This window comes from Vibrio amylolyticus (assembly GCF_023145695.1).
Classification (GTDB): Bacteria; Pseudomonadota; Gammaproteobacteria; order Enterobacterales; family Vibrionaceae; genus Vibrio; species Vibrio amylolyticus.
Genome location: NZ_JAJHVV010000018.1, coordinates 1 through 26,364 on the forward strand (window position 1 = coordinate 1; position 26,364 = coordinate 26,364).

Genomic DNA, 26,364 nt, shown 5'->3' on the forward strand with positions numbered 1-26,364 from the left:
CCGCATTAAGGTGTGAGCGGCGCTTGGCTATACTTGAGCGAAGCGAAACTGCCAAGCGTTGCGAATCACTCTTAAATGCTTTGTTATACGTATGCTAGTCGACATGCATTGCTGACACCGCATAACTTTCTAGCTTCTGTTTAGCCATGTCCAGTTTATTTCGTGCGGAGTTGTCATTGCTATTAGTCTTTAGGTATTCAGACAGGTACTTAACCTCAATGTGGGTTAAAGCGATTCGCAATGATAGTAGCCAGTTTGGAGTACCTAAATTATGAGACTCCCAATTACGGTTTTCAAAGGGGTTTTGGTAATATGGAACGTCTGTAAAAGTTGATTCTGGGATATTTTTTAGCTCCAGAAGTACATTTAGATCTTCGACTAACGCTTCATCACTTTCACGCAGTCTATTTAACAAAGCTTCAATACCAGAAACAGCATTATGTGCATCAGCTATGACCTCATCAAAACTTGCTTGCCCATTAACTTCCATCGCAAGCCCAGAATCGAGATTATAATGTTCGACTTGGTTTAAACGTTCAATGTTTGACCAATAGAGTTGCATTTCACTTACTAATTTTTGCAACTCCGCTTCATCAATTTTGAAGTCCGACTTCAAGAATTGTTGTTCGTGATCTAGCTTGATTTTACGCAAACATTCAATCGTATACTCGTCCGTATCGTCTGTTTCGATATGATGGGGATAACAGAAAATTACTAAATTATCATAGTTTCTTCGGTATTCATCGTTGCTAGCGGCATTAAACCTTTCACCACCCTCGGAGGCTGCTTCGATGTGACAGACTTGAGCAATGAACTTATTTTTACTGTTTACAACAGATTGAGTACAACCGGGGAATGCACATTGATTGCCTGAACGCGCAAACAGAGCTCTTAGAGTGTCTGCTTTTGGAGCTAATCTAGCCATAAATCTCCTAACTATGATAATACGTATAACGCCTTGTTAACTAGTGACAAAACAATGCCACTAAACCTAATATGACCACCTTAACCACAAAATATGACCATTACAAAAGTGCCAAGCGTTTTGGAATCCAGTTGAACAATTTGTTATACGATCTTTACCACTTACTCATACAAGTACATTTCATCAGGATTATCTGATAAATATTCTGTTAACTCCCACTCGAAACCAGCTGCATCGAAAAAATACGCTCGTTTACGATATGCTTCTTCCGGTGCAAGAATACCTCGACGGTAGCCTTCTTTAACCAGATTTTCCTCTATAATTTCAATACTTTCTACAACTAAAGCGATATGATTAACACCAAAGTTTTTGTAAGCTTTCTGAGCGTTACTTGGTGAAAGCGAGTCTAGGTGAGGCTCCTGAAGCGCAAAATAACACTGTTCATTTCCAACATGAGCCCAGCGATGACTGGTGTGAGATTTTACATCTTTTCGTACTTTAAAATCCGGCGCAATAATAGTTAAAAATGCTAGTGCTGCATCAATATCGGGAACGGTAATATTTAAATGCTCTAGTCTTGTCATTTTCAATTTTCCTTTTGAATGACTTATGGGAATTATGAATGAAGATAAAGCCTAACACCTCAACCTAACCTGAGGTAAAGCTAAAGTTTATTTGATCGTATAACGCCTTAATAAGTGGCTGTAACCACTAGATTTACCGAGCCTATCAGACTCCAAGCCGAAAATGCCCAGCGTTGATAAGTCCACTTAATTAACTTGTTAGTCGGTGGCTTTGTCATTGAATGCTGATTATTAGCACTAGCTTTTGCTATTAAAACCAATGCTCAACATTTGTAGAACTTACTTAGGTAACAACTCTGCATTTAACTCGGCCAAACGAAGCGCCCTAAATTGAACAGTAACATCATGCGATCCAGTAGCGCCAAAAAGCGTTGCCAATAAAACAATACGCCGAAAGTTACTGAACCAACTTTAACCTTAAAACCTTTCAAAGCATTAAACGACTAACGCCCTGTTAAGCGGTTAAAAATGTGTGCCATGTCTGAGCGAAGCGAGTCGGCACGCGTTTTTAATCCGACTTAAACAGATTGTTATGTTCAGTCCTCAACTTCGAAGATTGAATCAATTATGATTGGTAAATTACCTCTGACGGAAGTTGCTCCAAAAACAGAACGAGCATGAACACCTTTGTTTCCGAAAACCTCTGCCATTAAATCAGAGCAACCGTCCAATACCTTTGGGTGCTGCTCAAATTCTTCCGTTGCGTTCACAAAGCCTTGCAGCTTTACAACACGACTTATTTTATCAAGTGAGCCTAACTCTAATTCTAAGGCTGACAGAATATCGAGGCCTGTCGCTTTAGCAAACTCGTATCCTTGTGCCGTCGTATATTCCCGTCCAAGTTTCCCCTTAGGCACTGATTTAAGCCCAGCTACTGGGCCCTTGCCTGAAACATAAAGTAAATTACCTGTACGAACACAATTACAATAGCTACCTTGAGGGTCGCTCGCTTCTGGTAACGATAAACCAAGTTCTTTCAATCTACTTTCTATACTCATCATTCCTCCATGAATGCTAATGAACATAACGCCCGGTTAAGTGGTGAGTAACGCACCACCTAAATAAATTCAAACACCGTAATCACACAAGCCAAATTTGACACCAATAGTGCCAAGCGTTGCGAATCCACTTGAACCGTTTGTTATATGCCTGTGCGCAATAGTTTGATAAGCCTCAACCCGTCACTATCAACCCCCGCATAACCTAAAAACCACTCTCCGTATTGAATAGGAGCAATTGTTAAAAGGAACTGGAATACGGAAAACCAAGCGCCGAATCGCACTAGAAATACTATTATTTGGCCTTCGAGCACTCTACTCAATGCAAACAGTATCGCGGCACAAAGAGCTGAAACAATAGGTCCACCCATTATTGATACTATGTTCACTGCTTTTGTAAGCTCAGCTTGTGTTGAATAATAACCAACATTTAAAGGTATCAAACTGCTTTGAATTGATAGCCCACCGATAGATAACGAAGATACAAAATCAGAACTTCCTAATGTGATTTGAACTTTTTCGCCAGTAATTAAAATTGGAATGGCATGACCAATCTCATGGAGTAGCACTAAAAATGGCATTACAAATACAAAACCGATTAGCAATGCAAAAGCAGTAGTCAATGGTATCTCCTCTAATGGCATATAACGCCCGCTTAAGTTGTGAGTTACGCACCACTGAAGCCAAATTTTAAACCGTAATCACACAAACCAAAATTCCCACCAAAACCGCCAAGCGTTACGAATCAACTTGAAGCGCTTGTTAGGCATCTAGGGCTAGTTGCCAGTACCCAACGGAAACTTCTTGCCCAAACTTAACTCCGATTCGGTCAAACTCGCCAACCTTTTTAAAGCCCACACTCTCATGTAATGCAATACTGCTTGGGTTTGGTAGGGCGATTACACCTATAGCATTTTTAATGCCTTTACTTTTTAAGGAAGCGAGTAAATAGGTGTACAGAGCTTTACCAATCCCTTTACCAATGTTGTTAACGGCAATATATATAGAGGGTTCAACGGTATATTTATATGCGGAACGTTTGTTCCATTGGCCAGCATAAGCATAACCTTCAATTTGTCCGTTGGTTTCGGCGACAAGCCAAGGTAAACCTGCCGAGGTAACAATTTCAATTCGCTCTTTTAATGTCGCAGCGTTGATCGGTGTTTCTTCAAACGACACAGATGTAGTTTCGACGTAGTGGTTATAAATAGCCACCATTTGCTGAATATCGGACTCAACTATTTCTCTAATTATCATGCATCCTCCATGATGCCTAACGCTTTATAGACGGAAACTTTCCAGATAGTCTTCCACGCTACCGCCTTCTAGTTTTTTAGAATAATGACATGTTAATCCATATATTCATGTAAAACAGTGTATTAGGTTTTATTAAACTTGTTGCCCATCACAAAATACGGAATGTTTCCGTATAGTCTGCTTCATTCCCACTATTGTTTGTTGCTGTATGTATAAACAGTGTGGGTAAGCAATGAAATCACCATTTTTGAACTATATTCGCGAATACATGGCATCGCGGCATTATGCTCAGAAGACAATTAAGGCCTATGTGTATTGGATTAAGCAATACATTTTCTACCATAATAAGCATCACCCTAAAGAGCTAGGTGTAAAGGAGGTCGAGGCATTTTTGTCTGATCTTGTACTATCGCGAAATTTGGCGGCACGCTCACAGAGTCAAGCGCTGAATGCGCTCGTTTTCTTGTATAAACACATCATCGCAGAGCCTATCGATATAGACATGCGCTTTAGGCGTTCAGTCAAAGATAAAAAACTGCCGACAGTTTTGACACAGCTTGAGGTTAAGGAATTGCTTGTTAATGTCGATCCACTTTATTTGTTACCAGCTCAGCTTATGTACGGCTCAGGCCTCCGTTTAATGGAGTGTTTACGCTTACGGTATCAAGATATTGATTTTGACTATTCGGCGCTTAGAGTATGGAGAGGAAAAGGGAATAAAAATCGTATCGTGACACTTGCAAAAGAACTGCACCTACCTCTTAATCGTCAATTAGAACACGTGAAACTCATTTGGCAGCAAGACCGAAATCAACAAGACTACGAGGGCGTGTGGCTGCCTGATGCATTAGTGAAGAAGTACCCGAATGCTAATCAAGAGTTAAACTGGCAGTATCTATTTCCTTCCTTAAGGCGATCGGTGGATCCGACGAGCCTTTTGAGTCGTCGACACCACATTAATGAATCAAGCGTTCAAAAGGCCATTAAAAATGCAGCGAATAAGTCGAAGGTGAATAAAAATATTTCCTGCCATACGTTAAGGCATTCATTCGCTACGCACTTACTAGAAACAGGATCAGACATAAGAACCGTTCAAGAACAGCTAGGGCATACTGATGTTAAAACGACTCAAATCTATACACATGTATTAGACAGAGGGGCAAGTGGGGTTAAAAGCCCATTATCTCATATATTCGTAAATACTTAACAAGCCGCCCAGCCAATGAAAGAATTTTAGTACCGCCCTAAATATAGATTGGATATCTACCGAAATTAAGTTGATTCTCTTGAACATCCAATCATTTACGCTTTATCCTGAAAACAAGCATACTTAACAGGACGTAAAGAACATGATTCGACTGGCGGTAATAGGAACAAACTGGATAACAGATCAATTTATTGAAGCAGCACTTTTAACAGGTTCATATAGGTTATCAGGTGTTTATTCTCGCAATACAGAGAGTGCAAAGCAGTTTAGTGAAAAATACGTGTCACCAGAAATATTTACTGATCTCGATGCCCTTGCTCAGTCTGCGTTAATAGATGCGGTGTACATCGCGAGCCCGAACTCTTTCCACGCTCCACAAGCTGAGCAATTGCTAAAGGCGGGGAAGCATGTCATCTGCGAGAAGCCGCTTGCGTCAAACTATCAACTGGCTAAACAGCTTTATCAAACAGCACGTGATAATAACGTGATTTTGTTTGAAGCGTTTATGACTCCTCATCTGCCAAACTTCACAGTACTTAAGCAGGAATTGAATCAGATTGGTGCCTTGAGAAAGGCGACGATCAGCTATTGCCAATTCTCTTCTCGCTACCCGAAATACCTTAATGGTGAAAACCCAAATACGTTTAATCCAGAATTCTCAAATGGTTCTATCATGGACATTGGCTATTACTGTGTCGGAGCCGCCATTGCTTTGTTCGGTGAACCCATTTCAATAAAAGCTCAAGCGCATTTGCTCGACTCAGGTGTAGATGGTAACGGAAGCGCAATCTTTCAATACAGTGGCTTTGATGTAGTGATTAACCATTCAAAGACCAGCGACTCTTATTTACCCAGTGAATTCCAAGGTGAAGAAGCTGCTCTTCAAGTCGAAATGATTTCGTTGTGTAATCGAGTAGAGAAAATAACTCGCGGACCTACAAAACAGGATGTGAGTGTTGAGCAAGTCCCGAATCGCATGTTTTATGAGGCGAAAGCGTTCGCCAAACAAGTCGAAGAAAATACAATGGACGAGCATGACATCGAACGTTCACTTATAGTGTCTAAGGTTTTAACTGAGATTCGCAAACAAACGGGTGTCGTTTTTCCTACTGATGCTGTTCCAACTGATGTATAGCAGGGGGGAGAGTTTAAACTTGTTGAGTTGTACTAATACCTGTTATCTTTCGCACTAAGAATTGAAGTAGTGAGACGTAAAGATGCAAGCTGAAGTAAAGTGGATAGAAGATCTTAAATTCCTTGGCCAATCGCAATCGGGTCACTCCATTGTGATGGATGGTAGCGGTGGCGCAACGGCACCTAGCCCGATGGAAATGGTATTAATGGCCGCAGGTGGTTGTAGTTCTGTTGATGTGGTTGATGGCCTGAAAGAAGCAGGGCAGAAAGTAACGGGGTGTGTTGCCAAATTAACGACAGAACGTCGTGAAACCGCGCCACGTATTTTTACTCAAGTGAATATTCATTTTGATGTCTCTGGTGAATCACTAAATGAAGACGTCGTAGCAAAAGTAGCGGCAGACTCGTTAGAAAAGTACTGCTCTGTTTGTTTGATGCTAGGTGAAGGTATTGAAATGACACACAGTTGGGAAATCGTTTAAATACGAACTTGTTAACAAAAAAGGCTCTACCCCTTGGAATGGCCAAGTGAGAGAGCCTTTTTTAATGGGTGTGCATTTATTTCACAAGTTCTATATCACCTGGTTGCCAACTTTGGTCATACCAAGCTTCTTGTGGCCCGTAAAGACGTAGAATGGTAAACCAACCTTTACCTGGTACAGTTTCAATCCAGTTCGCGTCTTTCCCTTTTGGCGCTTTCGGTCCAAAGTATAAATCAACCGAACCATCGGGGTTTTCAATAAAATCGTCACGCTTGTTGTTCTTACTTGGGAACGGTTGACTGGTTTGCAGCTCTGAACGTGTTTGTGGATCATAAGCCACAACAGACCAGAAGTTTTTAGCCGGAACATTCGCTGGAATATTCAATTTGTACGTCTTACCGCCGTCTAAGAAGTGGCCATCTTTTGACTGGTCAGCCAGAGCATACTGCGATCCTTTATCGATCAATTTAAGCGCCATTGCAGGGGTATTGACAGTCGCAATATAGAAGAAGTAAGTGCGTGCATCAAGGTTACGTCCGCCTTTACCCTCATCAATTAGCCACTTGTAGTCGCCACCAATAAAGGCCGTTTTCCAAAGCTTGTTCTCGTACTTGTAAGCCGCTTTATCTCTGGGGTGGAAATAGAGACTACGTGCTGTTGCATTGCCAATTGCCACACCATCTTTGAGCAGTTTTTGCATTCGGGTGTCAGGATCAAAAGGTTTCCCTTTTTGAATACCAATACTAGCCATTAACCCGCGCAGTTCAGGATCAATAAAGCTGACAGGTTCTTTATCGAGAACGGGTTTGATCTCGTCGTAGAAGTGCTCATTATTTGCATGAACGGTATTAAATGATTTGCCACTGCCGGAAGTAAATTCCATTTTCGGCTGATCAGATTTTTTCGCTAATGGGTAAATCTTCAGTTTAGTTTTGAAATCGTGAATGGCGGAATCTGGCTTCCCATCTTTCAAAAAGCCCCGAGCAATAAACCAGTTGGTGTAGCTGGTGGAGGTTGAAACAAAATACCCTTTAGGAATATCACCTTTGTAATTGGGAGGCAGAATAAGGTATTTGCCACCTTTACCTTTGTCGGGCCCAACAACACCCAAATCAGTCACAAAGCGAAAGAAGGCATCATTGACGGTGGTTGGCCCCATTCCTGCGGGAACCTCAATCACGGTAGGCCCGTCGCGCTCTAAATCGAGAAAAGCTGAGGCGTAAACGGTGTCGGTATTTCCGGTGAGAAAAAGTGGGTTTGAATCCATTAGTTTATCAAACAGCACGACTTGATTGGATGTAGATACGCCAAGATCTAAATGACCTAATCTAATGGCTTCGATAGACGCCATCGGTATTGCATTTAAAAACACTTCGGTTGCGCGTAGCGTGTCTAAGTTGTCATAGAGTTTTTGGGTTGTATCGGTTGTGGGCACACCGTCTTTAAACTTTAGAGTACCAAGGCTCGTTTCGACTCTATCGGGCGTCATAATGCTGCTTGGAATGTCTGTATTATAGTGCTCTGTAGCAGCAAAAACGTGGCCACTAAGAATGATGGTGGTTGCCAACGCTAACGCTTTCAATTGAATTTTAATCATACTTGCTCCTAAAGATTATTTGATACAGTTCACGGTATCTAACTTTAAGCAACAATTCTGATATCGGCTAGGCTCAATAATGAGCAGTGAGAGGTGAATCTAGTTGGTATGGAGTAGGAATAAATAAAACAGCCACTATGAAAGTGGCTGTTTTACAGAGTTTATTTTAGTAGATGTGTCGCGTGGAAGGTTAAATGCTCGTCAATGAACGTTGAGATAAAGAAGTAGCTATGGTCATAGCCAGGTTGCATTCTTAACTCTAAAGGCGACTGATGCTTTTCGGCGGCTGCAACCAATAGCTCGGGCTTTAGCTGTTCCGCTAAAAAGCTATCTGCTTCACCTTGGTCAACTAAAATTGGAAGTGGTGATTGAGCTTTATTGAGCAATTCAGTCGCATCGTATTGCTTCCAGTCTTCTCTGTTCATACCCAAATAGGCATTAAAGGCTTTTTGTCCCCAAGGGCACGATACCGGGTGGCTAATTGGGCTAAAGGCTGAAATCGATTGGTACAGGCCTGGGTTTTTCAGTCCAATGGTTATTGCACCATGCCCACCCATGCTGTGACCAGAGATAGATTTAACGTTATTAACCGGGAACGTCGCTTCAATTAACTTAGGAAGCTCCTTAGTCACATAGTCATACATGTGGTAATGCGAAGCCCAAGGCTGTTGCGTAGCATTAAGATAAAACCCCGCACCTTTACCTAAGTCGTAGCCATCATCGTCGGCCACATCGTCACCACGAGGGCTAGTATCAGGCGCGACAATAGCGATGCCAAGCTCAGCGGCCTTTTTAAATGCGCCTGCTTTTTGCATAAAGTTTTCGTCAGTACAGGTTAGGCCTGATAACCAATACAAGACGGGTACAGGAGAAGATTTAGACGCATTTGGCGGAAGAAAAATGGCAAAGCGCATTGAGCAGTTGAGCGTATCAGACTCATGTGTGAATTGCTTGTGCCAACCGTCAGCGACTTTGGCTTGGCTGATGTTTTCAATGGTCATAATGGTTCCGTCGGTCAAAAGGGTTTGAGTGTCATAACGCAAAGTGTGAACGATAAAAACGCCTTGTCTTTCTTATTACGATAAAACAGAGTCAAGGCGTTTAATGGGGTAGTTCAGATTACTTATCCATATGTAAAACAGTACGGATAGACTCACCTTTGTGCATTAATTCAAATGCTTCGTTAACATCTTGCAAGCCCATAGTGTGAGTGATGAACTCTTGTAAGCCAAACTCACCTGCCATGTAACGGTTAACGATTTCTGGAAGCTCAGAGCGGCCTTTAACACCACCGAAAGCAGAACCGCGCCATACACGACCAGTTACTAGTTGGAATGGGCGAGTAGAGATCTCTTGTCCTGCACCAGCAACACCAATGATGACAGATTCGCCCCAGCCTTTGTGGCAACACTCAAGAGCTTGACGCATAACGTTCACGTTACCGATACACTCAAAAGAGTATTCAACGCCACCGTCGGTCATATCAACAATCACTTCTTGGATTGGCTTATCAAATTTCTGAGGGTTGATGCAGTGAGTCGCACCAAGCTGCTTCGCAAGCTCAAATTTGCTCTCGTTAATATCAACCCCAATGATGGTTTTAGCACCCGCCATACGGGCACCGATGATTGCAGATAGACCAATACCACCTAGGCCAAATACTGCAACGTTATCGCCTTCTTCAACTTTTGCCGTATTAAGTACAGCGCCCATACCTGTAGTTACACCACAACCAAGAAGACAGACTTCTTCAAGAGGTGCTTCTTTAGAAACTTTAGCTAATGAAATTTCAGGAAGTACCGTGTACTCAGAGAACGTAGAGCAACCCATGTAGTGGAAGATAGTCTCACCGTTGATAGAGAAACGGCTGGTTCCGTCAGGCATGAGGCCCTTTCCTTGCGTTTCACGAACCGCTTGGCACAGGTTTGTTTTACCTGACTTACAGAATTTACATTCACCACACTCTGCGGTGTAAAGAGGAATAACGTGGTCGCCGATCTCAACGCTAGTTACGCCTTCGCCGATCATTTCAACAATACCGCCACCTTCGTGACCAAGGATTGATGGGAAGATCCCTTCTGGATCGTCACCTGATAGTGTGAATGCGTCAGTGTGACAAACGCCAGTTGCAACGATACGAACAAGAACTTCGCCTGCTTTTGGAAGTTGTACATCCACTTCTTCCATTTTAAGCGGCTCACCAGCAGCCCATGCGACCATAGCTTTAGATTTGATAGAGGTTTGACCTGGTTTGATTTCAAGCGTCATTTGATGTTCCTTTATTTAGTGTTTTGTCTACTTGTTTTGTAGAGAGTAAAGCGTAGTAAAGCTTTTTGTTTTTCGCTTTCTCGTTTTGTTGGACCCAGTATATATATTTCTCATTTGATGATAATCCAGTTAAAATGAAAATGATTTTTACGCATTTGTAATAATTAAAGCGGCTTGCAGTCAAAGAAAGTGAATAAGGATGATATGGCAAATTGGGAAGGGGTAAGCGAGTTTGTTGCCGTTGCGGAAACCAACAGTTTCACTGGCGCGGCGAAAAAACGAAACACATCGGTTGCGCAGATTAGTCGTCGAGTCTCCTCGTTGGAAGATCGACTGGCGGTTAAGCTGTTAAATAGAACAACCCGAAAAGTAACACTTACCGAAGCCGGGCAACTCTACTTCCAACAATGTAAACACTTAGTGGAAGGGTTAGAGCTCGCGGAAATAGCGGTGACTCAGATGCAAACCTCACCGAAAGGCTTGTTGAAGATCACAGCGCCTGTCACTTATGGTGAAACGCATTTAGCGCCACTGCTGCATCAGTTTCTAGATCAATACCCTCAAGTGGATCTTGAGTTGCAACTCACGAATCAGAGAATAGATCTATTAGAGCAGGGGGTTGATGTTGCTATACGACTTGGGCGTTTGGAAGACTCAAGCTTAGTTGCTAAGCGCCTTGCTCAGCGTCAACTTTATATTTGTGCAAGCCCGACATATTTAGAACAAAGTGGTGAGCCCCATACTTTATCAGAGCTCAGTCATCATAGTTGCCTTGTTGGCTCATTGGAGTATTGGCGTTTTAAGGAGCAAGGAAAAGAGCGAAGCTTACGAGTCTCGGGCAGAATAAAATGCAACAGTGGGTTATCACTACTTGATGCCGCCAAACGACATTTTGGATTGGTGCAGTTGCCGGATTATTATGTCAGTGAAGCGTTAGAAAGTGGTGAACTAGTAGAAGTGCTGAGTGATTATCGCGATGATAAAGAGGGCATTTGGGCGGTGTATCCACAAAATAGGAATCTCTCGCCCAAAGTTCGCTTGCTGATTGATTTTTTAAGCGAGCAGTTAGGGCCGACTAAATCATAGGTACGGTTGACGCAATAAGCAGCACCGCCATAGAAACATTAAAGCTTCGAATACGAATTGGGGTTGTTAACCAGTGTTGAAGCTTTTGCCCTGCGAAGGTCCAGAAGCTAACCGAAGGAATATTTGCAAGAGTAAAGGCCACAGCAATAACTCCTAGCTCAAACCAAGCGCCACCGCTACTAAACAGTGTTACTGCACTTAATGCCATAGACCATCCCTTCGGATTTACCCACTGAAAACTTGCCGCACCAATGAAGGTGAGTGGCTTAAAGTCTTCCACCTCTTTTGCGCGTCCACTCATGGCAATTTTCGCTGCCAAATAAACAAGGTAGGCCAAACTTACGTATTTTAAAATTTGGTGACTAACGGGGTAGGCGTTGAATATCCCCATTAAACCAACACCAACAAGAATCACCATAAAGGCAAAACCTAAGGCGATTCCCAACATGTGCGGAATGGTACGAGCGAAACCGACATTCGCACCTGATGTCATCAACATGATGTTGTTTGGGCCAGGGGTGAAAGTGGATACAAAAGCGAAAAGTAGCAAAGCCCCAAGCTGTTCAAGTTCCATAAAATAACTCCGTTTTAATTCTTGTTCATTTGTTAAACACAATGTTAAGTAGAATTGGACGCAATTTTGTGTTTTTATTGAGTAATATTGAGCTAATTGAGCAATAAAAAACCAAATGGATAAGTTTGACGAAAGAATATTGCAACAACTTAAAGTGGATGGTCGAATTTCCAATGTAGACCTTTCTGAACGAGTTGGATTATCACCTTCTGCGACGCTTCGAAGAGTCCAAGAGTTGGAGCGAAGCCAAATTATTAAAGGCTACCGAGCGATTCTCAATGGCGAACCACTCGGTATTGGGTTTATCGCCTATGTTTCAATCGGTTTAGCCAGTCACAGTAAGAAAGCGCAGTTGGAATTTGAAGAGCATGTCCGCTTTGTAGATGAGGTGGTGGAATGTCACAACATTACAGGGGCAAACGAATATTTACTTCGAGTCGAGACCGCTTCACTTGCGAGCTATAAATTGATCCATGCCGATGTGCTTGGTGAGTGTGAGCACGTAAAGTCGATCACCACGATGGTCGTGATGGACTCACCAAAAGATGAACGTTAGTTGAAGCTGAAGGACTCATATTATTTTTCGTCAATTCAATCAGTTCGGAAAAATAATCCATTCACTCTACTATGCACTTCTCAAGTGATTCTACTAAGCTAAGGGTTCATAAGGGAATATGGTAGATGCATCGCCTGTTTCGAGTTTATCATTAAACGCTTGAGCTAAAATTACCCATGAGTGTCCGGTTAAAGCTAACAGTCATACTATTCATTTTATTTGCTGCATCAATTGGCAATTCCATACTGTTTTATTTTTTGGAATCCCACAGTGACGATAGAGTTCGTTGGGTCAATCATACCAACAGTGTGATTTATCATTCTCAATTACTCCTTAGTGCGATGAAAGATGCAGAAACCGGACAACGTGGATTTTTGCTGACCTTAAATCCTGAGTACCTAGAGCCATATCATGTGGGGCGGATACAAGCTCTTGGAGAGATACATCGTCTTAAAAAATTAACATCAGATAGCCAAAGTCAAAAAGAAAGAATCAATGAAGTGACTAAACATATTTCTCTTAAATTTGATGAGCTATCAGAAACGATCAAGCGAGCGGATGAAGGAAATCTCGACGATGCGATAAACATGGTTCGCAAAAATAGTGGCAAAATCCATATGGATGGCATTCGAACGATAATGGCAGAGTTTGTTCAATTTGAAGAGGGGCTATTGGCGAAGAGAAGAGCGCATTTAGACGAGTTAGATGCCTACATTCAGCTTATTCAAGTGATTGAAATTGTATTCTTTACGCTCTTCTCGATTATTACTTATGTCTTTGTTCATGACCGACTATTTGCGCCTATAAAAGTCCTGTTGGCCAATACAGAAAAAGTGAAAAAAGGAGAGGCGCTTATCATTTCTGATCATGTTCCAAAGGATGAAATGGGGACTCTTTTAGCCAGTTTTTATTCGATGAGTTCACAAGTTCAAGAGCGTACCGAGCGATTACACTATGAGTCGATTCATGATGAGCTTACAGGCTTAAAAGATAGAAAAACGCTAGATAACGAAATCCTTGAAGAAGTGGCACACTCTAGAGTAACTGAATCAAAATTGGCTCTATTCTATATTGATTTAAATAAATTTAAGCCAATTAATGATCAATATGGTCATGATGTGGGTGACCTTGTCCTTGTTGAAGTCGCCAATAGACTCACTTCAGCAGTTCGTTCAAATGATTCAATATTTAGAGTTGGCGGGGATGAATTCGTTATTCTTGTAAAGCAAATCAATATAGAGTCGGAAATTGATTTGGTTGCGAAAAAAATCATTTCTGCTTTTGGGCCTGACTTGATTGTGAATTCTTTAAAGTTAGACGTTTCGTTAAGTATTGGTATTTCAATCTCACCAGACCATAGCCATGATGGTCATAGCCTTATTCATTACGCTGATGTCGCGATGTTTCAAGCAAAGAAAACGGATGGATGTGATTGCGTCATATACTCTCCACAAGTATAAATAGATAACTCCGTCCACCTTCTGCTTTTGAGCGATGGTTTAAGAGTCGCTATTTAAGTATTGGGTCAAATTGATGTCGGAACTACATGAAATGGATTAAGGCGCTGTTGCGGATAAAACAGTAAAAACGTAAGAGACGCATTCTGTTAGGTTGAGTCATTTGAAAGTAACACAAAAGGCGCAGAGAGTGTCTGCGCCCAAGCATCGTGAAAAATTAATTACCAATAAGAGCCGGTATCCCCGGAAGCTGCCCAACCGCAGCCAATGAACCAACACAGATGACAAACGCTGCACCTGGGATAAGGTACTTGTCTTTGTTTGAAAGTTCTTTAGCTCGCTCGTGATCACCAATAAGACCCATGTTGTCGAGTAACATGGTTGTTGCCCAACCAAAAACAGGGTTTACAAATGCACAAGCAAAAATACAGATACCGGCACTTAGTGAGTCTTTATGCTTGTGGATCATTTGCATACCGGCTTCAAGTAGCGGTAAGAAAACACCTACGATCAAGGCAACGCGCAGAACAGGCTCCCACATGGCGAGATCCATCGGGTAGCCGATAACCGCAGCAGCGATACACATCACACCAGTGAGTAGAGCACCACCTGGAATAGGGCGCTTAGCGATGGCGGCAGGGATCATATAGGTCCCCCACGATGAAGCTAGGTTACCACCGCCTAGGAAAGACCCAATCCCTTGTCGTATAGAAGCAACCATCATGGTGTCATCAACGTCCATCAGAACGCCTTTTGCATCTTTAGGGTAGTTAAGTTCCTGGAATACACGGTGTCCAAGGTAGTCTGGAGACCACATCGCGACGGCCAGAAGTGCAAATGGCGTTACTGCAACAAAGTGAGCGAAGTTCGGCCAGCCCAGTTGCCAACCTGTGTCTTCACCCCACCAGTAGAACGGGCTGAAATGTGGTAGGCCAGGCTCGGTCGAGAAGGCAAATTCTGCCCCCATTACATAAGCGACAATACCGGCAATCAAAGAACATAGCGGGATAGCCAGCCAGCGTTTATTGATTTTTGCCAGATAAGCGTAAACCGCCAAAGTTACGCCTATTACAGCAAATGAAATGTACCCTTGGTCTGAGCTCGCTGCCCACGCTTCGGTTTTGTTGATTTGACCGATCAAACCCACTGCACCAAGGTAGATAAGTAAACCGCCCCGAACACCGACCCCCGTGAGGGTCATTAATTTTGAGCCACCTTTGGTATAAGCGAGTACAAGACCAAATACACACACCATAATACCGAGTGCCAGTGGATGTCCTCCAGCGGCGGCAATCAAGGGTATTAACGGAATCATCGGACCATGGGTACCGGCCAGGTTTGCGTTAGGGTTTAAAATTGCCGAGAATAAAATAACAAAAAGACCACCTGCAATGAGTAGCTCATAGCGAACGTTCTCTGCGACAAACTCAGGAGACAATCCAAACTGTGCAGCAAATACGGCAACCATAGCGGTGACCATCACAACTTTACCGATGGTAGCGGCAAGTGCTGGTACCAAATCTTCCAGCTCGACACTGTAGTCACGTGAAGGTAAGTGAATCCCCCAGCGACTAAAACTCATGATTTTTAGATCGTGATTTAGAAACTCTTCACGACTATCAAACTCTTGCGCCTTACGACGCATATCTCTATAAAAAGTCTTGCTTTTATTAGACATCTACTCTTTCCTTATAGGATTTCGAGCCAACCCATTTCGTTCTATCTCACTTACGCGTGGCATACTGACCTTCGATCAATACGGGGCGACATCCCAGACGCTACCATGCACCTTTATCGTTGTAATAAAGAGGAGATAGGATGAACTGTTGCTCGATAATAAATAAACGGGAACCTCTTGTTCCCGTATGAAATACGAACGACGACTTCATCATGAGTCTAGAAAATGCATTTACAGAACTTATTGATTTAGATTAATCAATAGTCAGGGAGCAGGTGAAGAGTGCCGTTAATTTTAATAAGATTGCAGCACACTGCACACTTTTGAGTGAATTATCAATTATCCTGTGGGCCGGTAAAAACAGAATGAAAATCTCCGAACATGCTAACCGCACCGAGCAACTCTTTGGTATTCGAGCCGAAGAAATCCATAAATGGATTGATGGTTTCTTTGATCACAATGGCAGTGATCACTCGTTAAGAATGTCCAGTAATATGGACTATGATCCTTACGATCATCGCCGTTTTCGCCACTGTAAAGAAGCACTTGCTGAAGCGGTAAAAGAGTTTGGCGATAAATATACCAATCAGCAAATCAAAGATGTTTTTGAAACCCATGTTCGCGATGACTATGCGGGTTATCTGCCATTAAGGGCCGATTTTGAAAACGGTACGTTTACAGCAAAATACCACGACGCGGCGCATACAGAAGAGATTCGTGAAGTTCTTGATGCGGGTGAGCTTGAAGATTATTTTAGTGGTTTTCATCACTCCCACCAAGAGAGTCACTCCTCCTTGAATACGTTCAGTTTTCGAATTGTCCTACCGACAATTATTGCAATTGTGATGTTCATAACCTCAATTATCTATGTCATTGTTCCGTTGATTGAAGATTCAATGCGTGGCCAAAAAAGGCAAATGCTTAAAGAGCTGACATCGACAGCGGTGAGTATTGTAGATAGTTACGTAACTCAGGAGCTGAATGGCTTGATGTCAACTGAGGAAGCGCAAAAAAAAGCAGCCTTAGAAATTAAAGCCATGCGTTACGGCCCTGAAAATAAAGACTATTTCTTTATAACTGATATGCACCCCAAAATGATCATGCATCCATATCGACATGACTTAACAGGGCAAGACCTTACCAACTATAGAGACAGCGAGAATACTACAGGTTTTCCGGTGTTTGTTGAGATCACTAAGCTAGTCAAAGCCAAGCAGCATGGATTTTTAGAGTATCAGTGGCAGTGGAAAGACGATCCAAACATTACGGCACCAAAAATGACTTATGTTCAGGGCATTGAAGAGTGGCAATGGATCATTGGCACAGGGGTCTATTTTCAAGATGTACAGCAAGGTATTGATCGTTTAGAAGCGACGTTATATCGAGTGTTTTTTATTATAACCTTAGGCTTGATTGGTGTGATGGGTTATGTGCTTTCACAATCAAAAGCGACTGAAATTCGTAAAAAACGTGCTGAAATGGCGCTACATGAAGCGAAAGATCGCTATCGTGCTCTAGTAGAGTCTTCCAATGAAGGTTACATTTTAGAAGCTGATGGCAAGATTATTTTTTCTAATAGCCGTTTACATCAGCTGCTTGGATATACTGATAGTGAGTTAAAAGACCATTCTATTTGGAAAGCGCTGTTTGCCGAAAGCCCGCAAAACAGAGAAGTGATTCAACACCTATTACAATTGTTTAACAATGAAAGCGAACCCGGAGAGTTTGAAGCGAAACTAAAAACCAAAAGTGGGAAACAGATCGATATCATTCTAAGTACCTCTAAGATATTTTTATCTGAAAAGCTAGGTCATGTGATCTCGTTTCGTCCGATTGTGCGCAAGATTTACGGTGGTCGCTTTGGGTCCGCGAATCAGGTGAGCAATTACCAAAAACTCAGTAGTGTCATTGTGATCGAAATTGAAAACGGGCAGAGTCATGGGCAAGTGGTGGAGTCGCTTAATCAACTGCCAGATCTGATCCGAGAAATGATAGAGGTAGGCTCACGTCCTGACTACCTTCGTCGTCTTATTGGTAGCACTTATGATGCGGCCATTTGCCGATTTATCGATCTGACCATTGAAGATATTGGGCAGCCGCCGGTGCCATTCTCTTTTATCTCTTTTGGCAGTAATGCTCGCCATGATATGACACTGTTTTCCGATCAAGATAATGCGATTGTCTTTGAAACGCCTGACGACACTGACCTGAAGTCTATTCGACGCTACTTCCTACATTTGGCAGAAAAAGTCTGCGGTATGCTTAATCAGGCAGGGTACAGCTATTGTGATGGTTTGATCATGGCATCTAACCATCAGTGGTGTTTAAGCCAAAAAGAGTGGCAGGCCAATTTTGGTAACTGGATTGCTCAAGCTTCGCCGGACTCCATTCTTGAACTCAATGTGTTTTTTGATATTAGAGCGACGTATGGTGAAACGCGTTTGGTTGATGCGATTCAGTCACACATTCAACTTTTACTTCGTCAGCACCCAGAGTTTTTACCTATTTACGCGCAAAACTGTTTGTCTTATGAAGTACCGCTTAATACCGATGATGAGATAAAAACGGAAAAGCATGACGGTAGAGAGTCGTTGAATTTAAAAGATTGTTTAAGACCAATGGAGATTTTCTGTAGGCTCTACGCGCTAAGGAATGACATTCGAGAAGTCAATACAATGGCGAGGCTAAAAGGGCTATTAGCGGAAGAAGAGGTTGATGCGAAAGCCTTTCGTGAAATGGTTTATATCTTTGATCATATTTGGCATCTGCGTTTTATGAACCAGATCATAGAATATACCGATCTACGAAAAGTGAATGATGTATTAGCGCTCAACGACCTCACTTATCTTGAGCAGAAGAACCTAAAGAATGTAGTAAGCCGAATTTCAATTTTCCACGATAAAGTAATGCGAGACTTTTTCTAATTTGTTCAAAGTGAATGACAGTACGTAAACATAGAAAGAGGTGGACTCATTAGTCCACCTCCTTTTTTATTTCATTGATTCTCTTTACTCTAATTTCTTTCTTTGAGCCTATTAAGTTTTTAGCCTATCAAGCTGTTCATACTGAGCCCGAACAAGCTCTGATAGGTGATTACTACTATCAAATGATTCATCAGCTAAGCGTGCGAGCTGAGCGGTTGAATCTGATATACCGGTGATGTTTCGGTTTATCTCTTCGGTCACGGCGCTTTGCTCTTCTGCTGCCGTTGCGATATGAGTGATCTGGCTTGAAACCGTATCAATCTGACCGACGATAGCGCTGATAGAAGACAGTGCTTCGTTAGTTTGTGATACCGCGAGCTCTGCTTTTTCGGTACCTGACTCAATGACTTTCGAGGCACTATTTACTTCAACTTGGAGCGCGTGGATAAGCTTAGTAATGTCATCGGTAGAGCTTTGAGTTTTAGACGCAAGAGATCGAACTTCATCGGCAACAACGGCAAACCCTCGGCCTTGTTCACCTGCTCGAGCTGCCTCAATGGCAGCATTGAGAGCGAGGAGGTTTGTTTGCTCGGCTATTGAGCTAATCACTTCAACAATCGAGCTTATATTGTTGCTGCTATCAGACACTTTGATTACGGCCTCTTTCGCTTCTATCGACTCTTTCGACATGGTGTCAACATGTTCCATTGCCAATACTAAGCTGTTTTCACAAGACTTGAGATTTTTCGACATATCTTCGGTTTCGCTTGCCGTTTGTTCTGATGCATTAGCTACTTCTGAAGCGGTTGCACTCATTTGATTCATTGCGGTGACAACATTCTCTATTTCACGGTTCTGATCATTAAGGCTGTCTCGAGTTTGTTGAGCGGTGGTCGCGGTTGAAGCACTGACATTCTGCGACTGATCCGCTAGCCCTTTCAGTTCGATGATCAAGGTTTTAAGCTTGTCTATAAATAAGTTAAAGCCGCGACTAAGTGCGATAAGTTCAGCGTGGGATTCGATGGTCACTGATTGGGTAAGGTCACCTTCTGAACTGGCGAGGTTTTCAACCCGAGACTGAATGGTTTTGATTGGGGCGACAATCCCTTTAATGACGATAGAAATACTGATGATCGCAATGACGGAAACGACAAATCCTATAATCATCTGCAGCCTTCCCAATGAGTTCGCCATTTCTTGCATGGAAGAACTTAGTACATTAGCAGTGCTAAAGGCTTCTTGAATTGGCACTTCTATGATCAGTGACCAACTGCTATTTGCTAACGGAATATCAATACTGTACGCAACGGCAATTTCACTATCATCTTCAAAATAACCTTTACCTTGATGAAGAGAGCTTAAAGCTTGAGCCAATCCAGCTGGAATAGCCTCGCTTAAGGGGCGACCTCTTTGATCGTAGTGACTGGCTGCAACGATGAGACCTCGTTCACTTAACAAGGTCACCTTTGCGTTGCCCCCATAGAGGCTTTGAGATAACTCATCGATTAATAGTTGGAAAGTGGGAAGATGAATATCTACCCCTACTACGCCAGAGAAACGGCCTTGTTTGATGACTGGCGCGACAAGCGAACTCATCATGACTTCCTGACCATTCACTTCCTCAAGGTAAGGCTCCATTACACAGGGCTTAAGGTTATCTTTAGAACATAAGTACCATTCCGCTTCTCGTAAACCAAACTCGTCAACCTCATTGGCGTATTTTTCGTCAGCATCTTCGACTTGTTCTTGTACAACGCTGCCGTCACTTTCTCGATAAAAATAGAGCTCTAGGCTGCCGACATCTGGCACACTGTGCGTGGTGTTTTGGAGGTTGTTAGCATCATCGCCATCAAATCCATTGGGTTCAAATTGAGCGTAAATAGCCGACAGGTGAGGGCTATTGTTTAACGTCGCACCGAGATTCCCCTCTACTGCCTCTCTTGAACTAAAAGAAAGCTCGGATGTCTCAGCAATAGAAGCGGCTATGGAGTAGGGAATTTGATAAGCGCTATTAATAAACCCTGCAATTTTTTCACCGTACAACCCTGCCGTTGAGGAAAGTTTGGCTTTTATCTCGAAGTGAATACCTTGTTGAACTTGGTTTGCCATTTGAGCGTTTTTCTCATTCAGCGTCCACCATAAGGAAATGGAAAGAAGGAGAACGATCGTTAGAAATAACGTCGATGTAATCCAAAGCAGCTTAGTACTGATCGATAAATGTTTCATAACTAACCTTCGGTTAATGTTGAATAAATAAAGAGATGGTTAGCCTTAAAGTTAGCAGTTGAGGAGTTAGTTACAAGGTACGGGCATTGAAGAGGAACAGACAAGTAATGAGTAGGTCAATTCGTGTATAGAAAATGCAGCTGTATTGACAGAGGAGGGGGGATTTGAACGCGTCACCAATAGTGGTGACGCGAATTGAATAGGTGTTGCTTCAACTAAGCCAAATCAGTCTTCAGCCCAATTGAATTTACTCTCGTCGACACCTTCTTTTGCTTCTTTAATACGCTCACGTCGGAATTGCTCCGCACGTCGAGCGTCATCAATTTCCTGCATAATAGCAGCGAGATCGGCGTCAATGTCTTGCTCGACAAACTTACCTGTAAGTTCTGTGTCAGGTTTCAAATCACCTTTTTCAAAGATAGCCCAAATCTCTTTTGCGTATTCGGTCTCTTTGAGCTGAGGAGCAAATTGGCTGTAGTAATCGCGAATATTGTTGATGTCACGGGTCAACATCCACTCTGCATTGTTATTGGCAGCTGCGTCAACGGCTTGCGGCAAATCAATGATCACTGGGCCGTATTCATCAACCAGTACGTTGAACTCGGATAGGTCGCCATGGATCAAACCTGCGCAGAGCATTTTAACCACATAAGTCATCATAACGGCGTGATCTTCAAGCGCTTGATCTTCTGGCATCATAACGTCGTTTAGTCTTGGTGCAACGTAACCTTCGTCGTCGGTAACCAATTCCATCAATAATACGCCGTCGTAGCATCCGTACGGGATAGGAACTCGAACACCAGCAGCAGCGAGCTTAAATAAAGCATCCACTTCTGCGCTTTGCCAAACTTTCTCTTGTTGATCGCGACCAAAGCCAGAGCCTTTTTCCATCGCACGGGCTCGGCGACTATTTCGGACCTTACGGCCTTCTCGGTAGGCAACGGCTTTTTTGAAGCTACGTTGAGTGACCTCTTTGTACACTTTGGCGCAACGGATCTCTTCGCCGCAGCGTACAACGTACACATCGGCTTCTTTGCCACTCATTAGTTGGCTAGTGACCTCGTCGACCAAACCATCGTCAACTAAAGGCTGTATTCTTTTCGGTATTTTCATAGCGTCGTTATACCTTAGTTAGCTCTAATATGTAATATTAAGGCGCGAAATAACCGGAAAATAGCCATTATTACGACAATTGATTATTACAATTTGCGGTAACTTGGCCTTCATGGTCGATGACTTACTCTCTTTAGTGGTGTTAATTAGGGATTATTGTTATTGGCTTAAAACGAGTAAAGCGAAATTCATTCAAGTGTCACGTAAGCTCTGATGAACCCCCAAGTATTATTGTGTACTATTGCGGTGCATTATTATGAACTGAGTACGAGAATCAAAAATGGAAGAGATAGTTTTTGCTGGCGGTTGTCTTTGGGGTGTTCAGGAGTTTATGAAACATCTGCCTGGTGTTGTTGTTACCGAAGCAGGAAGAGCGAATGGTGCGTCAGATACAACAGACGGCGAATACGATGGCTATGCGGAGTGTGTAAAAACTCAGTTTGATCCTGCTGTGGTGTCAGTCGAACAGTTGATGGAATACTTGTTTGAAATTATTGACCCTTATAGCATTAACCAACAGGGCGAGGATATTGGTGAGAAGTATCGAACTGGCGTATACAGTACGAATGTTCAGCACTTGCAACTCGCGAGTAAGTTTATTCAGTCTAGGATAGACGCGCATAGAATAGCGATTGAAGTGCTCCCGTTATCTAATTACGTAAAAAGTGATGAGGAACACCAAGACAGATTGACGTTGCGCCCCAACGATTACTGCCATATTCCCCAAAATATCTTACATAAATATAAAGTTTAAGCGTATTCGTTGCTCACTTGGATTAACTTTCGATTAGAAAAATCTGCGATCTTAAGAAAGCGTTCATGGCTTATGGTGCTACATAACCCTCTCGAGCATTACACAATAAAGCAATTCTAGATCATATGGTTATTCTCGAATGGCGACAAACCTTAAACAAGTATTCCCCTCAATTAAGCAAATTTCGAATCAAAAATTAACGACCTATCGTGATAAAACTGTGATCAGATCCGATTAATCTACTACGTTTATTGATAGTGTCCGTATTAGGTGAAGTCGTATGAAGTTAAGTATTGTCCAGAGAATTGTTGGTGGCTATTTCATCATGTTTCTTTTATTGGCATTGCTTGGGGGAAGCAGCTACCTCAAATTGGCAACAGTGAATGAACATGTTGGCCAAGTAACAAATGACGCGACGCCGCTACTTGTTGATACGTCTCAACTGCAAATATCCGTTCTTAAAAGTCAAAGAAGTCTTCTTGAATACATTACTTACACGGATGCAGGTTTCCTCCCGCCTATTCTCTCACTATTTAATGAGCAGAAAGGGGAGTTTTTGTCTATTTTGGAAAAAATTCGTACCTCTTCTTCAAGCATGGAGCAAACAAGCGCAATCGGTGATGCATCGACGTCCTATTTTTCAGTCGCTGATCAAATAATGGATCGCCATCGAGCGTCGATTGAACTTAATCTTAAATTGAACAGTGCTCGTGAAGTCTTTGTTAAATATGAAGACTCCTTTCAAAAAGTAACATTACTCCTCCTTGATAAGGTCAGTGGTAGCCGTTCTCAGAGCAATAAAGTGGATCGTCTCACCAGTGGAATCAAGCGAGATTTGAGAACACTGCGCGCTGCAAACCCCGACATGGACTTACAAAAGTTGGTTAAAACGTTCACCAGTAATGTCAGCCGAGCCAAAGAAGGGATAAGTAGTATCAAGGTGAGTGCAGGCGTTATCGCTCGATTTGAAAAAACGGTCGCAAAGCTTGAAGAAGCAGGCGTGTCAGAACAGGGTATGCTGCCTTTGATGATTCAACAGAGGCAGTTGCAGGCAGAGATACGAGGTCTGATTGAGCAAACACAACGAAATACTCGCTTAGTAGAAAATGAAGTAGACCAACTCGCGACGTTAGCGTTAGAAGAGGTAGAATCCACCAGTTTTGTCACTGCCCAATCAGTAGGCGCTGCAAAGGTAATGATTATCTCACTGACGATGGCGTCTGCATTGGTCGCGGCGATTATTGGATACTTAACGTCCAAAGCGATCCACAACCCGTTGTCACTCATCAATCGCGTACTACGTAAAATGACTCAGGGCGACATGACACATTACGTGAATTATCAATCCAGTTGTGAGTTTGGTGAGTTGTCTCAATCTATTGATAAGCTCGTGTCAGAGATGAAAAGTGTCCTTTCTCAAATTAATACTGGAACGGATAGTCTAGCCGAAGAAGCACAAAATGCTTCTCATATCAGTGAAGCTACCATGTCTCGTGTATCGACCCAGAAACAGCAAATTGAGTTGGTTGCCGCTGCTATTTCGCAGATGGAAGTGAGTGTTTCTGAAGTATTTCGTTCGACGGAGCAATCTCAAGGGGAAGTAGAAAGTGCCAATGCAAGTACGCAAGTGAGTCGGGAGCAAGTTGCGAGTAGTCTCATTTTAGTTGAAGAGTTATTTGAGTCGATTAATTCTGCGGTTGATATTGCTCATAAACTGGAAGAGTTTAGTAACAACATCGGCAGCATATTGGACGTTATTCGTGGTATCGCAGAGCAAACGAATTTACTTGCGTTAAATGCCGCAATTGAAGCGGCTAGGGCGGGGGAGCACGGAAGAGGTTTTGCTGTCGTTGCTGATGAGGTAAGAACTTTAGCAACCAGAACACAGCAGTCGACGGTAGAGATTCAAACCATGATAGAGCGCTTGCAAGAGAGTTCAGAGCAAGTTGTGGCTGTGATGAATACCAGTCAAGACAAAACCAAAGAGTGTGTGAGTCAGAGTCGAATAACGGATGAGACGTTGAAGTCGGTGGCAGAGCGTATGGAATCTATCAATGAGATGAGTATGCAGGTTTCTCACGCGTCAGAAGAGCAAATTGCCGTAAGTAAAGATATAGCAAAAACCATTAATGAAATTTCAGAAGTAGCAATAGAAACTGAAACAGAGGCGAGGGGAGCGGCGTCAGTCAGTGACGTATTAGCACAGCTCGCACAACAGCAACGGACACTGGTTCATAAATTTAAGTTGTAGTGAGTGCCCTTTGGTGAACGAAAAGGTAGGGAGTATTATGAGATATTTAATAAAATTGAGCCTATTTTTTGCGGTGTGTTTTTCAGCCGTAGGGCAGAGTGGAACGTTAGTCATTGAGAGTTGGCGTGAGGATGGAAAAATCTGGGACGAGAAAATAATTCCAGCGTTTAATGCGAAGCATCCTGGTATAAAAGTCGAATATCGGCATACGATAGCAACAGAGTATAACGACCAGTTAAACGGTCGACTCGCTGATGGTAGCGCCGGAGATATTATTACGTGCCGCCCGTTTGATGATTCTCTTAAGTTATTTGAAGCTGGGCATTTAGTGGATTTGACCGACGAAGATGGAATGGAAAACTTTCCTTCCTTTGCGCAGTCAGCTTGGCAAACCGATGACGGAGCGTCCACCTTTTGTCTTCCTTTAGCGTCTGTTATTCATGGGTTCTTTTACAATAAAACGATATTTTCTGAGCTAGGTCTGAAAGAGCCAAATACGGTTGAAGAGTTCTTTATGGCACTCGAAAAAGTGAAAGGGGATGGCAAATATGTCCCTTTAGCAATGGGGACTAATGATAAATGGGAAGCTGCAACCATGGGCTTTCAAAACGTTGGCCCAAACTATTGGAGCGGTGAGGATGGTCGTTTCTCGATAATCTCAGGCGAGGGTAAGTTATCGGCACCTGAATATGTTGCCGTCTTTGAACAGCTTGGTCGTTGGGGCCCTTATATGGGTGAAGGTTACCAAACTCGGGGTTATGGTGATGCCATTGAGATGTTTGGTGGTGGTAAAGCCGCTGTGTACCCGGCGGGCTCTTGGGATATTTCAGCGTTCAATAGTAAGATTGATTTAGGGGTATTCAGACCGCCAGTTGCTAATTCCGGTGATGATTGCTTTATCAGTGACCACACCGATATTGGGATAGGTGTGAATGCAAAAGGATCCAATCAAGAAGAAGCATTGATATTTATTAATTGGATGGCAAGTGAAGAATTTGCGGGTATTTTTACCAACGCATTACCAGGGTTCTTCTCTCTATCTAACCACTTTATCGATGTAGCAGATCCAACTGCGAAAGCAATGATCGCTTGGCGTGATGAGTGTGACTCAACGATTCGAAACTCATACCAAATATTAAATCGTGGTGAACCAAGTCTAGAGATGGAGATCTGGGAAACCAGCGTAGGGGTTATTAATGGTTCTATGATGCCAGCTGATGCGGCTACTCGTTTACAGACTGGTTTAGAAGCATGGTATAAGCCCTAGACGAAAATGATGACTAATTCACTCAA

General features: G+C 42.7%; 22 protein-coding genes. 10 read left to right on the forward strand and 12 right to left on the reverse strand.

Annotated features, from left to right (window positions below; genetic code table 11):
- Positions 1-94 precede the first annotated feature (94 nt).
- From KP803_RS20595 to KP803_RS20615, 5 genes are all read right to left on the reverse strand, one after another.
- The gene (locus KP803_RS20595; protein ID WP_248010725.1) at positions 95-925 is read right to left on the reverse strand and encodes a hypothetical protein; all 831 of its coding nucleotides are present in this window, start codon (positions 923-925) and stop codon (positions 95-97) included.
- 161 nt (positions 926-1,086) lie between these two features.
- On the reverse strand, positions 1,087-1,509 hold the full coding sequence (locus tag KP803_RS20600) for a VOC family protein (protein WP_248010726.1): 423 nt from the start codon (positions 1,507-1,509) through the stop codon (positions 1,087-1,089).
- Positions 1,510-2,045: 536 nt separating this feature from the next.
- Positions 2,046-2,507, reverse strand: coding sequence for a RidA family protein (locus KP803_RS20605; protein ID WP_248010727.1), 462 nt, complete (start codon positions 2,505-2,507; stop codon positions 2,046-2,048).
- 143 nt (positions 2,508-2,650) lie between these two features.
- Complete coding sequence (locus KP803_RS20610) at positions 2,651-3,130, reverse strand: hypothetical protein (RefSeq protein WP_248010728.1); 480 nt, start codon at positions 3,128-3,130, stop codon at positions 2,651-2,653.
- Positions 3,131-3,269: 139 nt separating this feature from the next.
- Positions 3,270-3,764 carry a GNAT family N-acetyltransferase gene (locus tag KP803_RS20615; protein WP_248010729.1) on the reverse strand — a complete coding sequence of 165 codons (495 nt, stop codon included), beginning with the start codon at positions 3,762-3,764 and terminating at the stop codon, positions 3,270-3,272.
- A gap of 232 nt (positions 3,765-3,996) precedes the next feature.
- On the opposite strand from KP803_RS20615, the gene KP803_RS20620 reads away from it, so the two are divergent.
- From KP803_RS20620 to KP803_RS20630, 3 genes are all read left to right on the forward strand, one after another.
- On the forward strand, positions 3,997-4,971 hold the full coding sequence (locus KP803_RS20620) for an integron integrase (RefSeq protein ID WP_248010730.1): 975 nt from the start codon (positions 3,997-3,999) through the stop codon (positions 4,969-4,971).
- 142 nt (positions 4,972-5,113) lie between these two features.
- Positions 5,114-6,106, forward strand: a complete 993-nt coding sequence (locus tag KP803_RS20625) for a Gfo/Idh/MocA family protein (protein ID WP_248010731.1) — start codon at positions 5,114-5,116, stop codon at positions 6,104-6,106.
- An 82-nt stretch (positions 6,107-6,188) separates the two neighbouring features.
- Positions 6,189-6,587, forward strand: a complete 399-nt coding sequence (locus tag KP803_RS20630; RefSeq protein WP_248010732.1) for an OsmC family protein — start codon at positions 6,189-6,191, stop codon at positions 6,585-6,587.
- A gap of 76 nt (positions 6,588-6,663) precedes the next feature.
- Here KP803_RS20630 and KP803_RS20635 read toward each other — a convergent pair whose 3' ends face one another.
- From KP803_RS20635 to KP803_RS20645, 3 genes are all read right to left on the reverse strand, one after another.
- Entirely contained in the window at positions 6,664-8,184 is a 1,521-nt protein-coding gene (locus KP803_RS20635) for a DUF1254 domain-containing protein (RefSeq protein ID WP_248010733.1), read from the reverse strand.
- Positions 8,185-8,345: 161 nt separating this feature from the next.
- Positions 8,346-9,185: an S-formylglutathione hydrolase gene (fghA, locus tag KP803_RS20640; RefSeq protein ID WP_248010734.1), complete on the reverse strand. Its 840-nt coding sequence runs from the start codon at positions 9,183-9,185 to the stop codon at positions 8,346-8,348.
- Positions 9,186-9,303: 118 nt separating this feature from the next.
- Positions 9,304-10,452, reverse strand: a complete 1,149-nt coding sequence (locus tag KP803_RS20645; protein ID WP_248010735.1) for an S-(hydroxymethyl)glutathione dehydrogenase/class III alcohol dehydrogenase — start codon at positions 10,450-10,452, stop codon at positions 9,304-9,306.
- Between the two features lie 204 nt (positions 10,453-10,656).
- Here KP803_RS20645 and KP803_RS20650 point away from each other — a divergent pair, with 204 nt between their 5' ends.
- A complete protein-coding gene (locus KP803_RS20650) occupies positions 10,657-11,538 on the forward strand; it encodes a LysR family transcriptional regulator (protein ID WP_248010736.1) in 882 nt (293 codons plus the stop codon).
- Here KP803_RS20650 and KP803_RS20655 read toward each other — a convergent pair.
- Entirely contained in the window at positions 11,528-12,112 is a 585-nt protein-coding gene (locus KP803_RS20655) for a LysE family translocator (RefSeq protein WP_248010737.1), read from the reverse strand. The two genes, KP803_RS20650 and KP803_RS20655, sit on opposite strands and share 11 nt — an antisense overlap.
- A 115-nt stretch (positions 12,113-12,227) precedes the next feature.
- Between KP803_RS20655 and KP803_RS20660 the strand changes: the two genes are divergently transcribed.
- The gene (locus KP803_RS20660; RefSeq protein ID WP_248010738.1) at positions 12,228-12,668 is read left to right on the forward strand and encodes an Lrp/AsnC family transcriptional regulator; all 441 of its coding nucleotides are present in this window, start codon (positions 12,228-12,230) and stop codon (positions 12,666-12,668) included.
- Between the two features lie 257 nt (positions 12,669-12,925).
- Positions 12,926-14,128 carry a diguanylate cyclase domain-containing protein gene (locus tag KP803_RS20665; RefSeq protein WP_248010739.1) on the forward strand — a complete coding sequence of 401 codons (1,203 nt, stop codon included), beginning with the start codon at positions 12,926-12,928 and terminating at the stop codon, positions 14,126-14,128.
- Positions 14,129-14,342: 214 nt separating this feature from the next.
- On the opposite strand, the gene KP803_RS20670 is transcribed toward KP803_RS20665, so the two are convergent.
- Positions 14,343-15,803: a DUF3360 family protein gene (locus KP803_RS20670; protein ID WP_248010740.1), complete on the reverse strand. Its 1,461-nt coding sequence runs from the start codon at positions 15,801-15,803 to the stop codon at positions 14,343-14,345.
- Positions 15,804-16,168: 365 nt separating this feature from the next.
- On the opposite strand from KP803_RS20670, the gene KP803_RS20675 reads away from it, so the two are divergent.
- Positions 16,169-18,727 carry a DUF294 nucleotidyltransferase-like domain-containing protein gene (locus tag KP803_RS20675; protein WP_248010741.1) on the forward strand — a complete coding sequence of 853 codons (2,559 nt, stop codon included), beginning with the start codon at positions 16,169-16,171 and terminating at the stop codon, positions 18,725-18,727.
- A 111-nt stretch (positions 18,728-18,838) separates the two neighbouring features.
- Here KP803_RS20675 and KP803_RS20680 read toward each other — a convergent pair whose 3' ends face one another.
- Positions 18,839-20,953 carry a methyl-accepting chemotaxis protein gene (locus tag KP803_RS20680; RefSeq protein ID WP_248010742.1) on the reverse strand — a complete coding sequence of 705 codons (2,115 nt, stop codon included), beginning with the start codon at positions 20,951-20,953 and terminating at the stop codon, positions 18,839-18,841.
- Positions 20,954-21,178: 225 nt separating this feature from the next.
- Complete coding sequence (locus KP803_RS20685; protein ID WP_248010743.1) at positions 21,179-22,066, reverse strand: PA4780 family RIO1-like protein kinase; 888 nt, start codon at positions 22,064-22,066, stop codon at positions 21,179-21,181.
- Between the two features lie 280 nt (positions 22,067-22,346).
- Here KP803_RS20685 and KP803_RS20690 point away from each other — a divergent pair, with 280 nt between their 5' ends.
- The 3 genes from KP803_RS20690 (at position 22,347) to KP803_RS20700 (ending at position 26,338) form a co-directional block, all read left to right on the forward strand.
- On the forward strand, positions 22,347-22,820 hold the full coding sequence (locus tag KP803_RS20690) for a peptide-methionine (S)-S-oxide reductase (RefSeq protein ID WP_248010744.1): 474 nt from the start codon (positions 22,347-22,349) through the stop codon (positions 22,818-22,820).
- 280 nt (positions 22,821-23,100) lie between these two features.
- Positions 23,101-25,071, forward strand: coding sequence for a methyl-accepting chemotaxis protein (locus tag KP803_RS20695; RefSeq protein WP_248010745.1), 1,971 nt, complete (start codon positions 23,101-23,103; stop codon positions 25,069-25,071).
- A 37-nt stretch (positions 25,072-25,108) separates the two neighbouring features.
- On the forward strand, positions 25,109-26,338 hold the full coding sequence (locus tag KP803_RS20700) for an ABC transporter substrate-binding protein (protein ID WP_248010746.1): 1,230 nt from the start codon (positions 25,109-25,111) through the stop codon (positions 26,336-26,338).
- Positions 26,339-26,364 lie beyond the last annotated feature (26 nt).

Excerpts from the sequence above, each read along its gene's own strand:
- KP803_RS20595 (WP_248010725.1), bottom strand. The coding sequence starts at position 925 with ATGGCTAGATTAGCTCCAAAAGCAGACACTCTAAGAGCTCTGTTTGCG.
- KP803_RS20600 (WP_248010726.1), bottom strand. The coding sequence starts at position 1,509 with ATGACAAGACTAGAGCATTTAAATATTACCGTTCCCGATATTGATGCA.
- KP803_RS20605 (WP_248010727.1), bottom strand. The coding sequence starts at position 2,507 with ATGAGTATAGAAAGTAGATTGAAAGAACTTGGTTTATCGTTACCAGAA.
- KP803_RS20615 (WP_248010729.1), bottom strand. The coding sequence starts at position 3,764 with ATGATAATTAGAGAAATAGTTGAGTCCGATATTCAGCAAATGGTGGCT.
- KP803_RS20620 (WP_248010730.1), top strand. The coding sequence starts at position 3,997 with ATGAAATCACCATTTTTGAACTATATTCGCGAATACATGGCATCGCGG.
- KP803_RS20625 (WP_248010731.1), top strand. The coding sequence starts at position 5,114 with ATGATTCGACTGGCGGTAATAGGAACAAACTGGATAACAGATCAATTT.
- KP803_RS20630 (WP_248010732.1), top strand. The coding sequence starts at position 6,189 with ATGCAAGCTGAAGTAAAGTGGATAGAAGATCTTAAATTCCTTGGCCAA.
- KP803_RS20635 (WP_248010733.1), bottom strand. The coding sequence starts at position 8,184 with ATGATTAAAATTCAATTGAAAGCGTTAGCGTTGGCAACCACCATCATT.
- fghA (WP_248010734.1), bottom strand. The coding sequence starts at position 9,185 with ATGACCATTGAAAACATCAGCCAAGCCAAAGTCGCTGACGGTTGGCAC.
- KP803_RS20645 (WP_248010735.1), bottom strand. The coding sequence starts at position 10,452 with ATGACGCTTGAAATCAAACCAGGTCAAACCTCTATCAAATCTAAAGCT.
- KP803_RS20650 (WP_248010736.1), top strand. The coding sequence starts at position 10,657 with ATGGCAAATTGGGAAGGGGTAAGCGAGTTTGTTGCCGTTGCGGAAACC.
- KP803_RS20655 (WP_248010737.1), bottom strand. The coding sequence starts at position 12,112 with ATGGAACTTGAACAGCTTGGGGCTTTGCTACTTTTCGCTTTTGTATCC.
- KP803_RS20660 (WP_248010738.1), top strand. The coding sequence starts at position 12,228 with ATGGATAAGTTTGACGAAAGAATATTGCAACAACTTAAAGTGGATGGT.
- KP803_RS20670 (WP_248010740.1), bottom strand. The coding sequence starts at position 15,803 with ATGTCTAATAAAAGCAAGACTTTTTATAGAGATATGCGTCGTAAGGCG.
- KP803_RS20675 (WP_248010741.1), top strand. The coding sequence starts at position 16,169 with ATGAAAATCTCCGAACATGCTAACCGCACCGAGCAACTCTTTGGTATT.
- KP803_RS20680 (WP_248010742.1), bottom strand. The coding sequence starts at position 20,953 with ATGAAACATTTATCGATCAGTACTAAGCTGCTTTGGATTACATCGACG.
- KP803_RS20685 (WP_248010743.1), bottom strand. The coding sequence starts at position 22,066 with ATGAAAATACCGAAAAGAATACAGCCTTTAGTTGACGATGGTTTGGTC.
- KP803_RS20690 (WP_248010744.1), top strand. The coding sequence starts at position 22,347 with ATGGAAGAGATAGTTTTTGCTGGCGGTTGTCTTTGGGGTGTTCAGGAG.
- KP803_RS20695 (WP_248010745.1), top strand. The coding sequence starts at position 23,101 with ATGAAGTTAAGTATTGTCCAGAGAATTGTTGGTGGCTATTTCATCATG.
- KP803_RS20700 (WP_248010746.1), top strand. The coding sequence starts at position 25,109 with ATGAGATATTTAATAAAATTGAGCCTATTTTTTGCGGTGTGTTTTTCA.